The sequence below is a fragment of the Acinetobacter bereziniae LMG 1003 = CIP 70.12 genome (assembly GCF_000368925.1).
Taxonomy (GTDB): Bacteria; Pseudomonadota; Gammaproteobacteria; order Pseudomonadales; family Moraxellaceae; genus Acinetobacter; species Acinetobacter bereziniae.
The window spans coordinates 756,084-770,087 of the sequence record NZ_KB849755.1 but is presented as its reverse complement, the minus strand read 5'-3'; the positions used below and the strand labels follow the sequence as shown (position 1 = coordinate 770,087).

Annotated in this window: 12 protein-coding genes; 7 read left to right on the top strand and 5 right to left on the bottom strand. The window is 37.9% G+C overall.

What is annotated here, in order from left to right; translation table 11 throughout:
* Positions 1–82 precede the first annotated feature (82 nt).
* Positions 83–715: a hypothetical protein gene (locus tag F938_RS05395; protein ID WP_005030078.1), complete on the top strand. Its 633-nt coding sequence runs from the start codon at positions 83–85 to the stop codon at positions 713–715.
* A gap of 94 nt (positions 716–809) precedes the next feature.
* Here the strand turns inward: F938_RS05395 and F938_RS05390 are convergent, their stop codons facing one another.
* Positions 810–1,781: a hypothetical protein gene (locus tag F938_RS05390; protein ID WP_005030076.1), complete on the bottom strand. Its 972-nt coding sequence runs from the start codon at positions 1,779–1,781 to the stop codon at positions 810–812.
* A gap of 281 nt (positions 1,782–2,062) precedes the next feature.
* A complete protein-coding gene (locus tag F938_RS05385; protein WP_005030073.1) occupies positions 2,063–3,346 on the bottom strand; it encodes an MgtC/SapB family protein in 1,284 nt (427 codons plus the stop codon).
* Positions 3,347–3,516: 170 nt separating this feature from the next.
* Here F938_RS05385 and F938_RS05380 point away from each other — a divergent pair, with 170 nt between their 5' ends.
* The 4 genes from F938_RS05380 to F938_RS05365 all read left to right on the top strand — a co-directional run bounded on the left by F938_RS05380 (position 3,517) and on the right by F938_RS05365 (position 7,930).
* Positions 3,517–5,274, top strand: a complete 1,758-nt coding sequence (locus F938_RS05380; RefSeq protein ID WP_005030071.1) for a type IV pilus assembly ATPase TfpB — start codon at positions 3,517–3,519, stop codon at positions 5,272–5,274.
* 108 nt (positions 5,275–5,382) lie between these two features.
* Positions 5,383–5,742: a NirD/YgiW/YdeI family stress tolerance protein gene (locus F938_RS05375; RefSeq protein WP_005030069.1), complete on the top strand. Its 360-nt coding sequence runs from the start codon at positions 5,383–5,385 to the stop codon at positions 5,740–5,742.
* A gap of 145 nt (positions 5,743–5,887) precedes the next feature.
* Positions 5,888–6,553 (top strand): response regulator transcription factor, encoded by a 666-nt coding sequence (locus F938_RS05370; protein ID WP_005030067.1) that lies wholly within the window; start codon positions 5,888–5,890, stop codon positions 6,551–6,553.
* Positions 6,554–6,595: 42 nt separating this feature from the next.
* Positions 6,596–7,930, top strand: a complete 1,335-nt coding sequence (locus tag F938_RS05365; RefSeq protein ID WP_005030066.1) for a sensor histidine kinase — start codon at positions 6,596–6,598, stop codon at positions 7,928–7,930.
* Between the two features lie 235 nt (positions 7,931–8,165).
* Here F938_RS05365 and hemP read toward each other — a convergent pair whose 3' ends face one another.
* Positions 8,166–8,336: a hemin uptake protein HemP gene (gene hemP, locus F938_RS05360; protein WP_004721884.1), complete on the bottom strand. Its 171-nt coding sequence runs from the start codon at positions 8,334–8,336 to the stop codon at positions 8,166–8,168.
* 140 nt (positions 8,337–8,476) lie between these two features.
* Here hemP and F938_RS05355 point away from each other — a divergent pair, with 140 nt between their 5' ends.
* Positions 8,477–9,430: an NUDIX domain-containing protein gene (locus F938_RS05355; protein WP_005030064.1), complete on the top strand. Its 954-nt coding sequence runs from the start codon at positions 8,477–8,479 to the stop codon at positions 9,428–9,430.
* Between the two features lie 445 nt (positions 9,431–9,875).
* Here the strand turns inward: F938_RS05355 and F938_RS05350 are convergent, their stop codons facing one another.
* Both F938_RS05350 and mrcB read right to left on the bottom strand, forming a co-directional pair.
* The gene (locus F938_RS05350) at positions 9,876–10,460 is read right to left on the bottom strand and encodes a tetratricopeptide repeat protein (RefSeq protein ID WP_004831525.1); all 585 of its coding nucleotides are present in this window, start codon (positions 10,458–10,460) and stop codon (positions 9,876–9,878) included.
* Positions 10,461–10,513: 53 nt separating this feature from the next.
* Positions 10,514–12,907 (bottom strand): penicillin-binding protein 1B, encoded by a 2,394-nt coding sequence (gene mrcB / locus F938_RS05345; protein WP_004831524.1) that lies wholly within the window; start codon positions 12,905–12,907, stop codon positions 10,514–10,516.
* 158 nt (positions 12,908–13,065) lie between these two features.
* On the opposite strand from mrcB, the gene F938_RS05340 reads away from it, so the two are divergent.
* The gene (locus F938_RS05340; RefSeq protein WP_004831522.1) at positions 13,066–14,004 is read left to right on the top strand and encodes an NAD(+) kinase; all 939 of its coding nucleotides are present in this window, start codon (positions 13,066–13,068) and stop codon (positions 14,002–14,004) included.

The following is a 14,004-nucleotide window of genomic DNA, read 5'->3' as shown; positions in this document are numbered from 1 at the left end:
CCTATTCACAAGCTTGTTTCATTGCGATAACTATAGCATACTCAAAATAGCCTAAGCATAATAAATACTTCAGGAGTAGGTCATGCAAGATGCGATTGCTGTACAAAGTTTAAAAAGTGATATTGCATTATTACGCCAAAATATTTGGCCGCCGACGGAGCTTGCACATGTTGAAGGATTACCAATTTATTATGCACCACAAACACAAGTAGAGCATTACTATAAACAATGGCTTGGATTGATTGAACGGGCACAGGCACTCTATCAACCCTTTATGGAAGATGAGATTTTAGATGCGATTCATTTACCGAGTCATTTAAACTTACCCCTGTTCTTCTTTCATGTGGATCGAATTCGTATCAATAAAACTCGTGCTAAAGAGTCTAAAACCTTTCGTGGTATTGCTGCTTTGATTGAAAAATGCGGGCAATTTGAGCCAAGTCAAATCAGTAAAATGACCCAATGGCTGGACAGTGATGATACGGCTGCCTTAGTTGCGCATCGTGAGTTTATTGATTTGCGTACTTATATTTTTCAACATGGGCAAAGCGAATACACCAGAACTCGATTTTATGTGAATGGGTTGGTGCTTGGTACTGAGAAAAATTTTGAGTTGGTTGATGCCCGTGAAAAACCACGTAAACAACGCAATGACAGCTATGCCGATCCTTTGGCGGATAATCAAGTCTGGAAAGTTTTTGGAAAATATCGTTAATTAATGATAAGACGTTTCGATTTTTTAAATTAAGTAAAAATTAAGCCCTGACGAAATCATTGTTTAATCAGGACTATTCTTTTACAACTTTGTTTTATTTTACAGCATCAATTGCTTGGCTTGCTGTAGTATTAAACAAAGTACATTCAGATTTTAAACCATTGAGATAAGCTTGTTGTATTTGAGCATTGATACTGTATTTCCCAAACTGGTTCACAGCATCTTGATAATCTTGCTCATACTGCTGAATTTTATCTGTCAGGACTTCATAGTCACCAACAGTATAATAAGCGGCTTGATAATAGTCTGAGCCAATTTTAGCGACAGCAGCGATATGTCTGTTCGGTTGAATATCACGAGATAAATCTAAGCTAAAATTGCCCAGTTTCGCTTGAATATAACCATTTTGAAAATATTTTGACGGGTTATAACCTATGATAGGATCATTAGAATAAAGATCAGCAAAAGTAGTATTGGTTGAAGAAGATATTGATCTTAAACACGTTGAACCTGTTGGAAAAGTTTTGCCTTGTAGCTTTTTGACGTAATAAGCAGGATATGGTCCCATTGCATCGCTTAATGCACTGTTTGAACCAGCAAAATGATCAAAACCATTGATATATGGGCTAATTAATTTACCCGTTAGATTAACAGTTTCAAATTTTTCAGTTAATTCCAATTGCTTGTAGTTACGTGTTGAATAGGGTGTAAATGTCCAAACATTTGCTGATTTCGATTTAAGCGTGGCATTTTGATAGCCCAAATCCGTTTTACTCTTAGTTGCATCATACAATCCATCAGATGCTAAATATTGGCTTAAAAGATCGGATGCAGTGAACTGGGTTGAGCCATCTACCTTATATTCACCATCGATATACATTTGTTTATTTCTAAAGCTAAATTTTACTTTGTTAAACAGATAAGCATCGTCAAGCGAACCGCCAGTTTCATAGCTAAACCACTCCGAATCATTGTTGCTGATATAATCCCCAGCATCTGAATCTCCTCCACATGCAGTCAAAAATAATGAAGAAATAATGGCAAAAGAAAGTAATTTAATTTTCATGTATTATTCCAAATTATAAGATATTAAAAATTTATGTGTATAAAAGTTCACGTTGTCATGATATTGAAACCTATTATTTTTTCAATACTTATTTTAAGCCCAGTATTTTATCGGTCGTTTATCAATTTTAGTCGTGTCATTTTTTTAATCGATCATTTCAGTGTGTAGGTTTTTAGATGAATCAACATGACCATGATGTATGATTTATATTGATATTTAAAGTTATAACTTACTTTATAAGAGAAAAGAGAAAGGGGCGTTATTGATGTTGAATCATTATTTTAAAAGGGATTTATAAAAGCAGTTGAATTTTGAAGAGCCCAAATAAAAATCACAATAAAGATCAGCATGTGTAAAATTTGAATTGGAGCAAAAACAAGTGCATAGCGACCACCACCACTGATCAAAGCATTTATTGATTTCGCTACTGCATGTGCAGCTAAACCTAACAGGAATGCAAGCGATAACACAGCGTTACTAGGCTCACCTTGAATGACAATGGTTGCTAATGCGCCATGAATTTCAAAAAGTGACGCAAGAAGTGTACCTGCAATAAGCCCTGCATCACCCAATAACAAGTTTAAGCCATAAACACCTGCTTGGATCAAGGTTAAAGACCCTGCAATAATCGCAGCCTCTTTAAGACTAAACATGCGGCTATCAGTAGATTTGTTCGCTTCGATCGGTTGCGTATTACGCATGAGCCATAATGCAAAAATAACCAAAACGGTGATTGCAAGGAGGCTGGGTAAAACAATCACTTTAAACCAAGAAATACTTACACCAATAACAATAATCATTAATTGCAATAGTGTCGCTACACATGACATGAGTGCAGCACCAGCATTGGCTTTTGCATCAGCACGTCCGTTACGGACTTCTAATCCTAAACTGGCAACCGTTGCCGTACTGGATACAAAGCCCGATGCTAGAGAAGACAGAAGCAAAGCATTTTTTGTGGACAATAATCGTTTGGCAATATGTGCCAGTGCTTGCACAGCCAGAATTAAAGTAAGTAACTTTAAAATTACATAGGGATTAAGAACTGAACCCCACAATGGTTTATTCGGGGTAAGAGGAAGTGCAATCAGTAGTAATGCCAGCAGAAAGATTCCATCTCTAAATTCAGATTCGGTGATCCATTTTCCTGCAATACCATGCATAGAATGTTTGGTCATCAATAAGATTGTCAAAATGACAGATAAACCCGCAGCAAATGGTATATTCCACAGACACATTCCACCAATAAAGTAGGTCAGAATAAAGGCGATTTCAGTCGTAACCCCAGGATCATCGGTCTGATTTTTAATTGAGTATGCTACAACTGCACCTGTGATTAACGCTCCCACGATGCCAAAATAGGGACCAAATAAAAAGCATACAGCGCCAAAGATTGAACAAATCGCAAATGATCTTAAACCTGCAAAACTACGTTGATTTTCACGTTGTTTGCTGCGTTCACGTTCTAATCCGATCAATAAACCGCAACCTAAAGCAGCCGCAATAATCGTAAATAAATCATGATAAGAATTGAAATCGAATGACATTGTTGGAATTAAATTCATAGCGCTCCCCCTAGAACCATGAATAGATTGTCTAATTTCAATGTAGCGTAAAGTATTCCTAAATCAAAAGCTTATTTTTGGCTTATCTATAATATACCGGTCAATTGAAAAAATTCAGCAAATACAAAAGTTAATTTTGTTATAGTAAACTGTGTTTTGGGGATATAACAATGCAATTTAATTTCGAAATCGATACAGCTTGGTGTTTAGAACAATTATTAAAAGACGGTCGAATTACTGAACGTGAAAAATTATTGGTACAGACGACGCATCGGCAACGTGATCAATTAAAATGGCATCCCTTACAGTGGATCGCAAATTTTAAATTAGTTGATGCTCAAGACTCAGTAAAAAGACTGACACTAACTGTATTGACAGAATGGTTGGCTGAAAAGGCCCAATTGAATTTATTTACCATTGATCCGTTAAAAGCAGATGTTACGTCTTTGACCAGTGTCATGTCTCAAGAGTTTGCATTGAGAAATAAAATTTTGGCTGTAGAAGTCCATGCAGATCGAATTTTGATTGGTACGGCACAGCCTTTTATGACCGATTGGGTTCATAATTTAGAACGCAGCCTTAGCCCTAAAAAAATTGAAAAAGTGGTGTTAAATCCAGAACAATTACAACGTTATCTTACTGTGTATTACCAAGTCAGCAGAGCTGTGAGTAATTCACAAAAATCGAGTGCTTATGATAAGGAAAATAAAGGCGTAGAAGCACTGTTACAATTGGGAGATACGCAAAATCCGGATGCTAATGATCAACACATTGTTAAATTGGTAGATTGGGTTTTACAGTTTGCCTTTGAACAAGGTGCCAGTGATATTCATTTAGAACCACGTAAGGAAAAGGGTAAAATTCGTTTTCGCATCGATGGTGTTTTACATACCATTTATAACATGCCTGCCAATACCTTAACCGCAGTTATTTCACGAATTAAAATCTTAGGACGGATGAATGTTGCAGAAAAGCGAAAACCACAAGATGGTCGTCTAAAAACTCGTACTCCGAAAGGACAAGAAACTGAATTACGCCTCTCAACATTACCCACTGCATTTGGTGAAAAGTTGGTGATGCGTATTTTTGACCCAGAAGTTTTGGTGCGTAGTTTTCAACAATTGGGATTTGATGAACATCTATTGTCACAATGGCAGGGTTTAACCCAACATAGTCATGGGATTATTTTGGTCACTGGACCCACAGGTTCGGGTAAAACAACCACACTGTATTCATCGTTAAAGCAATTGGCTACTGAAGAGGTCAATGTCTGTACCATTGAAGACCCGATTGAAATGTTGGAGCCAAGCTTTAACCAGATGCAAGTGAATCAAGGAATTGAATTAGGATTTGCAGATGGTATTCGAGCGTTGATGCGACAAGACCCAGACATTATTATGGTCGGGGAAATCCGTGACCAAGACACTGCAAATATGGCAATTCAAGCTGCTTTGACTGGTCATTTGGTGCTTTCAACTTTGCATACCAACGATGCACCATCAAGTTTGACCCGTTTGCATGATCTCGGTATACAGCCATTCTTAACAGCCGCAACAATTCTGGGCGTGCTTGCTCAACGTTTGGTGCGAAAGCTCTGTCCACATTGTAAACAAGAAACCTTTATCAATGAGCAAGAATGGAAACATTTAACCTTTGGTTATCAAACCAAAACACCTGATTTTATTTTTAAAGCGGTTGGTTGTGAAGAATGTCGCCAAACGGGGTATAAAGGTCGTGTTGGTATTTATGAGTTTATGCCGATCAGCTTAGAGGCAAAACAGCGTATCAGCGCCAATGCAACCTTAGATGATCTTAGAATGCAAGCCAAGAAAGAAGGGATTGAACCCTTAAGAATAGCAGGCGCGCGTAAAGTTTTAGAGGGTGTAACGACTTTAGAGGAAGTGTTAAGAGTGGTACCTTTGAATTAATTTTTAGCTTTGCATCAAAAAATTGGAAATAAAGACATCCTAAGATTCACCTCATGTTGATTTGTTTTAATGGCTTTATTGAAACGATCAACATTGATGAGGTCAACGATGAAACTAATTTCTAAAACATTGCTTGCAATCAGCTTAATTGGTGCAACTTCTTTTGCTTCAGCAAATACAGCAGTGAATCAGTCTGCTTTAACACCCAATTTAACCACTGTGAAACATGCATTAACCTTAAAAGATGATACAAAAGTACAGTTACGTGGCAATGTGGTAAAAGCGATTGGTGATGAAAAATATCAATTCCGTGATAACACTGGAACCATTACGGTCGATATTGATGATGAATTATGGCAAGGTAAACCGATTGCCCCAAATACTACAGTTACTTTAATCGGTGAAGTTGATATCGACTACAAGCCAACCAAGCGAGTCGAAATTGATGTTGATGCAGTGAATTTTTAATGCTTTCGTTCAAAATCACTTATTTTTGATTCAAAATTGAATTTGCGACAAAGATGAGATGCATTGGCATCTCATCTTTGTGGTCATTATATTGCCATCAACCCAATAGTGATGATTTTTAGATATGGATGAAAGAGGGTAGATAATGCGAATATTGCTTGCAGAAGATGACCGCTCACAAGCTGAAAGTATCCAATCTTGGTTGGAAATGGATGGATATAATGTCGATTGGGTTGAGCGAGGTGATCACGCCATTTTAGCCATAGAACAGCATGAATATGATTGCATTTTGCTTGATCGAGGTTTACCAAAGGCGACAGGAGATGAGATTTTGCAGCGATTAAAAAAGCAATATCCTGACACACCAGTAATTTTTCTAACAGCACGAGATACTATTCAAGATCGTGTACAAGGTTTGGATTTAGGTGCAAATGATTATCTGGTCAAACCTTTTAGTCTTGAAGAACTATCAGCACGAATACGTGCTCAGCTTAGACAAACACAAACCACAAATTTACATGAAATCAAATATGCCAATTTGATTTTAGACACTCATGCAAAAACAGTTTTTCAAGACCAACAAGCCATTGCATTAACAGCAAAAGAATTTCAAATTTTATATAAACTGATGCAAAAGCCTGAACATATTGTGACTCGTGAACAATTAGAAGCTTCTTTATATGCATGGGGGGATGAAATTGAAAGCAATGCGATTGAAGTTTATATCTATCAGCTACGAAAAAAGATTGGCAATCATTTGATAAAAACCATACGAGGATTAGGTTATCGAATGAATACACCGCAAGAATAAGCAGTGTGTTGATCTATTTTAAATGATTTCAATAGGGTATCTATGAGCCAAGCCATCTCGCTACAACATAAATTGATTAAAACATCCATGTTGAGTTCAATTGTGGCGGGTCTATTTGCTTTGCTATTACTCATCGCATTGTCTATTTACCACAACATGGATGTTCAAGATCAAATCATGGATGAAATTTCAGATATGCTGCTGATTTCAGATTTGAGTACTACATCGGGTTTTCAATTGGATGAGCTCAGTGATGAATTTGATATTCAATATCAATTGATGAATGGAGATAAACTTTTAACACAATCCCCAGAATTTAAGTTAGACATAAGCAGTCACGCCAAGATAACTGATCAAGACAGTACTTATGATTTTATTTGGTCAAATCATCAACTTTGGCGAAGCTATCATGCAAAAAATCCCGATTCAGGGTTAAGTGTCTATGTGATCCAACCGTTGAGTGAGCGCTTTAAAGACCTGTCGCAAAGCTTAATCAGCTATTTTTTAATTTTACTGAGTTTATGGGCGATCCAATGGCTGATTTTACATTTTTCAGTCAAAAAACAATTTAGATCAATTCAATCGCTTTCAACAGAAATTGCTGAGAAAAATGTAAATGACTTAAGCTTGATTCAACAGCCTCAACCTGAATTTAAAGAACTACAACCGATGGTTAATCAGCTTAATCAGATGTTTATTCGACTGGAACAGGCATTAGTCGCAGAACAAAGGTTTACCGCAGATGCATCACATGAGCTGCGTTCACCATTATCAGCAATACATATGCGGTTACAGTTGCTGCAACGTAAATATGCTGAAGTGCCTGAAATTCGTCATCAGTTAAGCCTAATCCAAAATGATGTATTTCGAGGTACACAAGTACTTGAAAATTTATTGTTACTCGCCAGATTAGATCCTACAGATAAAAGTGATTTACCTAAAACTTGGGTCAGTTTGGAAAAGATGACTCATGGTGTTTTATCTGCCTTAGAGACATTTATAGATGAGAAACAAGTCCAACTTCATATTCAAAGTGAAGATGCAAATGTCGATGTAAATGAAGAATTAATGTTTATTTGCATCCGCAATTTAATTGATAATGCAATTCGATACACACCTCAGCAGGGCAATATTTATATTGATCTTGGTCATTTTGAAGGTTGGAAATTATTTGAAATTCAAAATGATGGTGAGGGAGTTTCAGAAGAGGTTATTGCTCGTTTAGGGGAGCGTTTCTTTCGTGCTTTAGGAACTCAAACACAAGGTTCAGGTCTAGGCTTATCCATTTGTAAAACTGTAATCGATCTGCATCAGGGGAAAATTGATTTTAGTGCTTCCAAATACGGTGGCTTAAAAATTCGCTTATATTTACCTTAGATTCAGAAAGAAACGACAACAATATTGGACATAACAATATTAGATATGAAATTGAGTAGTGATAGAGAAATGATGAATGACATTATTTGCTCATCCAGTTGTGTATCAAATAACTCTATTTACATGATCTTTTATAATCTTTTATAAATTGTTCAGCCAAAACTTAAAAAGCAGTATGCGCTGATTCATACTGCTTGTTCCCACGTTTTTTGTTTTAAATCAGTTGTTTTTATCGTTATTTAGTCAAAATTAGACGATTATTACGGGTTAAGCGTAAACGATATTCTTCACCAGCATGCATAATGCGAATTTCGCGTCCTAATGCAAATAAGTTGTTTGAGTGTAACATTGGAAGAGATTGGTGAGCTTCGGTGTTACGTGTAAATAGGCTAAATGGTGCGTTCATTATTCTGACTCCGAGTGGGGTGTTGTCTAAGTGATTTAAATGATAATCATTATCGAATAGATCTGTCAACGATAATTTTTATCATTTATAAAAAATCTATATTTGCTTACAATTGATTAAAACTTCAGGGCTCTATTTCTATGTCTAAACCCAGTGTTCATGTGGCGATTGCTTTATTACTGTATCGAGGGAAAGTCCTTGTAGGATGGCGCAATGCTGACCAACATCAAGGCAATAAATATGAGTTTCCAGGAGGGAAGATTGAAGCAGGGGAAACACCTGTTGAAGCATGTCGTCGAGAAATTTTTGAAGAAGTGGGGATTGGCATTCAGCAGTGGCATGCTTTTGATGTGATTCATCATGAATATGATGATGTCGAAGTATTTTTGCACTTATTCCATGCCACTGTGAATGAGCAATATTTAGCAGATATTCAAAAACCATGGACATGGTACAGCCGTGATCAACTTTTAGGGCTGAATTTCCCTAAAGCCAATCATTCGATCATTCAGCGTTTATTTTGGAATCATCACATTAAAATTTCTGAGGATTTGAGCGAATTATGTCGAAACAAACAAAGTGTAGTGAATGCTAATGCGTTGAATGAAAGTAATCTGAATGAAGCTTCAGCACAACCACTGTTTTATTATCGCACTGAATTACTCACATCAGCAGTAGAACAAGTCCAGCAGTTAAACCTGCATGATCTGTCACGGTTGATCATCAATGTTGATATTTGGACACAATTGCCAGAATCTTTGCAGAAAGCTGTGGCTGCTGTGCATTATAAACAACAACAGGTGATGGATTTGCAAATGGGGCAATTGCCCTTAGGCGTGCGTTGTATCGCAGCATGTCATGATTTAGTGTCTTTACAACGTGCGCACAGCTTGGGATTCGATGCGGTGATTCTTAGCCCTGTTCTACCAACTGCAACACACCCAGATGCACATACTTTGGGATGGGAACAGTTTGCGCAATATGCCAAAAGCAGTGATTTACCTGTATTCGCATTGGGAGGGTTAAGCCCTACTGATTTAAGCATTGCACAACAGTATGGTGCTTATGGTATTGCAGGGATTAGCCAGTTTTAACTTGAACTCATACCAAACATCGAAAGTAAGTTAAACCAATCCATACCATTATTGAGAGTTTGTATCGTATAAATAAGGCATTTTCATAGCCTCATATTTTGATAAAAGTTTTGATTGATTTGCGTAGTCGATGCCTGACTTTTTAGAGATGAAAAGTAACAAAAATCTTTCGTTGATCAAAGGGGATATTCATATCACCCTTGACCAACGGTGGCAACCATGCTCCCAGCTACAATAGAAATATTGGGTGAAATTGGCTCGTGAAAAAGCAAAATCTATTCTATTTTTAACCTGAATCTTATATAAAACTTTTGGTGAAATAAGATACTCGGAAATCTCATCTCCAACTGTTTGAGGCAAGACTCCGCTAAGAACATTGTTTGTTTAATGAGCTAAAGGTGTAGTTGCGTCTAACTCACATAAACTACACTTTTCAACTTTGAACTTAGAGGCTTTGCAGTTGCTTAGATGCTTCTGCAACAGTCTTTTGATTTTTCAATTGTTGTGCTGACTGTAAAATCGTATTCCAAAACACTTTCTTTTGTGCAGTTGTTTGAGCATAACTTAAGCCACGGCGTGCTAAGGACTCAGCGTTTGCATATTGCTTTTTTTGTTGGGCGATTCTTGCCAAATAAGAAAAAACTTCTGCGGATTGTGGGGCTAAACGTTGTGCATGTAAGGCAAAGCGTTCTGCTTCATCCCATTGTTGTTTTTGATAAGCAGTTTGGGCTTGTTGCATCAATTGCTTAAAGGCGGGAATATTTTGCCCATCCTCAAATTTTTGAGTTTGGGCTTTTTGTTGAGGCACGATGACAGTAGGGACTTTTTCACGTTTGATTTCAGGTCGCTCATAAGGTGTAATCTTTACACCATCAGGCGTTGGAACATTATTTTTTTGCTGTGATGTATCTGGCTTTTCGACAGGTTTTGTTGGTGGCTTGGTGTGTTGTGGTGTTGTTTGACAACCAGCTAAAGCCAATATTCCCATTAAACTTATTAGATAAGTGGTCTTGGTCACATTACGATTCATCATTCATTCCTATTCAAAAAGCCATTCCATCTTTACCTACAAAGTGAGAGGATTTAGTTGTTGTAACTCCCACTTGAAATCATACGACCTCTTGAGTCCTGTTCCATACTGTCTTCACTCTCACGAATGTAGTTGTCAATACTATCACCAGACTGTGTTTGCGAAGCGTTTTGTTGTGTATCGGGTACGTATTGTGGGTCCACTTGGTAATGTGGCATACCGCATTCAGTCGCACGATTTGGCACAGTATGACGTAATAGTGGAATATACATTGCACCTTCACAGCCTTGGGCAGACAATTCGCCAGTACGTGAATCAATCCATTGCCATGCAATATCATCTGTTTGTCGCAAATTCACAGGTTTTTGACGTAACTGTTTCATCACATTAATCCAGACAGGCAATGCGCCTGATGAACCTGTCAACCCAGTGATTTTATTATTGTCTAATCCGAGCCACACGACAGCTAAGTTGTTACCCGAGTATCCTGCGAACCATGAATCACGAGTATCATTGGTTGTCCCTGATTTACCCGCAAGTTTAAGATCAGCTGGTAAGCTATTGTAAGCCGCTTTACCTGTACCCGATGACATGACTTGCTGTAAACCATAGTTCAATAAGAATGCAGCAGAAGGATCTATGGTTTGCTGAACGTTTAAGCCGAAACGCTCTAGAAGACGACCATTTGAATCAACCACAGTACGAATAGCTTTGGTAGGATATTTAAATCCACCCGTTGCAAAGTTGCCATAAATACTCATTACTTCCATCGGTGACATATCAACTGCACCGAGGAAAATCGATGGATAATTCGGGATTTTAGAGGTCACGCCAAATTTAGTCAGATTATTGCTAAATGTTGAGATACCAAATTCATTACCCAGACGAACAGCTGACAGGTTATATGAGTTAGCAAGTGCTTGTGCTAAAGGAACATAACCATGACCAGAGCCACTATAGTTTTTCGGTGTCCACGATTGGTTGCCATTGACAGGTAAACTAATCGGCGCATCTTCGATTTGAGACGCCCAATTGTATCGCCCTGACTCCAAAGCACTTAAATAGATTACAGGTTTGAGCAAAGAACCTACTTGACGCTTGGCATCAACTGTACGGTTAAAACCAGTAAAGTCTTGTGTAGAACCTACAGCAGCAATCAATTCACCATTCTCAGGGCGCGTGACTAAAACAGCACCCTGTAAGTCTTTTAAACGTGATGGATTGGCATTGGCTAATCGAGTCACAGTATCTCTAAAGCTATTTTGAACTTTGGTTTGTGCAATTGGGTCAAGCGTTGTAAAAATTCTTAAACCTTGATTGGTTAGGTCAGACTCTTGATACTCTGTTTTAAGTTGACGACGTACAATATCGAGAAAGTCTGGGAACTTCGCGGTTCCTAGCGTTGGTTTACGTACAACATTCAATGGACGCGAAATTTCTTTTTCATATTGTGCTTGATCTAAGTAGCCCATCACCAACATATTGTTCAAGACAATATCTCGACGCTTTTTTGCCCCTTCAGGATTTTTCCAAGGATTAAACAGGGTAGGTCCTTGTACCAAACCAACTAAATAAGCTTGCTGTGAAATATTTAGTTCACTGAGTGGTAATCCAAAATAGAACTGTGAAGCTAAACCATAACCATTGACTGAATAATTCCCGCTTTGCCCCAAGTTTACTTCATTTAAATAGGCTTCAAGAATTTCATCTTTACTATAATGAAGCTCTAATAAAAGAGACATGAGTGCTTCATTGACTTTACGTTTCAAGGTTTTTTCAGGGGTTAAGAAAAAGTTCTTCACCAATTGTTGAGTGAGTGTTGAACCACCTTGACGCTTTCCGCCTGTTACGTTACTGACCAGCGCACGTGCGGTACCACGGAAAGATATCCCGTGATGACGATAAAAGTTACGATCTTCGGTTGCAATTAATGCTTCGATCAAAGGTTTTGGAACCTTGTTAAGTTTAATCAGCACACGGTCTTCATTATGTTGCGGATAGATTCCACCAATCAACATCGGTTCTAAACGTGCAATTCCAGTATTGGTTGGCTTAGTGGCTTTAACATCAGAAACAGTATCTCCTGCAAAAGTCACTTGTAAAACTTGTTCTGGGTCAACACTATCGCCAAAGTCGAAGCCTCGTGTATGAACATAGACAGAATTGGGTTGGCTGATATATGTTCCAGACTTGGTATAACTGTCACTGTTTTTATAACCCAACAGTTTAAGCTCTTGTTCAAATTCTGTTTGTGCAATAGGCGCAGTTGCATATATTTCTAATGGTCGCGCAAATACTTTCGCAGGAATGTCCCAGCGGTTTCCTTCGAACTTGTCCCGAATAACATTGTCGAGTCGAATTAAGTAGATACTAAATGCAAAAAATGCTGCAATGACCAATACACAAAAAATCAGTGCAATCAAGCCTATACCACGTTCGTTCTTCATATACAGATAATAAAACCCAATTTATTTTCGCTAATCATGCGAAGCTTTTCTTAAATTTGCAATAATAAATCTGTGAAATACACAAATTTAAAGCCTTTTTGGGTATTCTTGTTATTTTTCGTTGATGAATGATTTTATAAACATATTCTGAAAGTGCTATGATATCTCAGAATTTCAGTGGAGCTAAAGCACCTGTGCAGATTTCACCAAAGACCTTTCGTAACATTGGTTTGATTGGAAGACCAGATAAATCTTCTGTGGTTGATACGCTTTGCCTTATACACGATCATTTATTGAGTTTAGGTTTACATCCCGTTTTTGACACCGCAACAGCAGAACTTGTTCCCTATACCAATACTCAAACTGTCAGTAAGAATTTACTCGGTGAGGTTGTAGATTTAGTCATTGTTGTTGGTGGCGATGGCTCCTTATTACATGCAGCACGTGCATTGGTGAAATATAATATTCCCGTATTAGGTGTCAACCGTGGTCGACTGGGCTTTTTAACGGATATTAAACCAACTGAAGTGATTTTTAAGCTCGACCAAGTCTTAAAAGGTGAATTTCAACTTGATCGCCGTTTCTTACTTGAAATTGAAATTCGCAGTAAAAATGAAACGATTTACGATGCAATTGCTTTGAATGATGTGGTGCTACATTCAGGTAAGTCTGTACATATGATCGATTTCGAACTGAATATTGATGGGCAATATGTTTATCGTCAGCACAGTGATGGTTTAATTGTGTCTACGCCCACAGGTTCGACAGCATATGCATTATCGGGTGGGGGACCGATTCTCCATCCAAGTATGGATGCGATTGCTTTGGTTCCGATGCATCCACATACCTTGTCTTCGCGCCCAATCGTTGTGGGTGGGCAGAGTGAAATTAAGATACTGATCCGTGAAAACCGTGTATTGCCGATGGTGAGTGCCGATGGACAACACAGTGTTTCATTAAATGTTGGCGATAGTTTGCATATTCGCAAACATCCATTCAAACTAATACTTTTACATCCGCCAGGTTATGACTTCTATATGGCTTGTCGTACTAAACTTGGTTGGAATCAAGATTTTGATTCTTTTCAGCGGGATTGA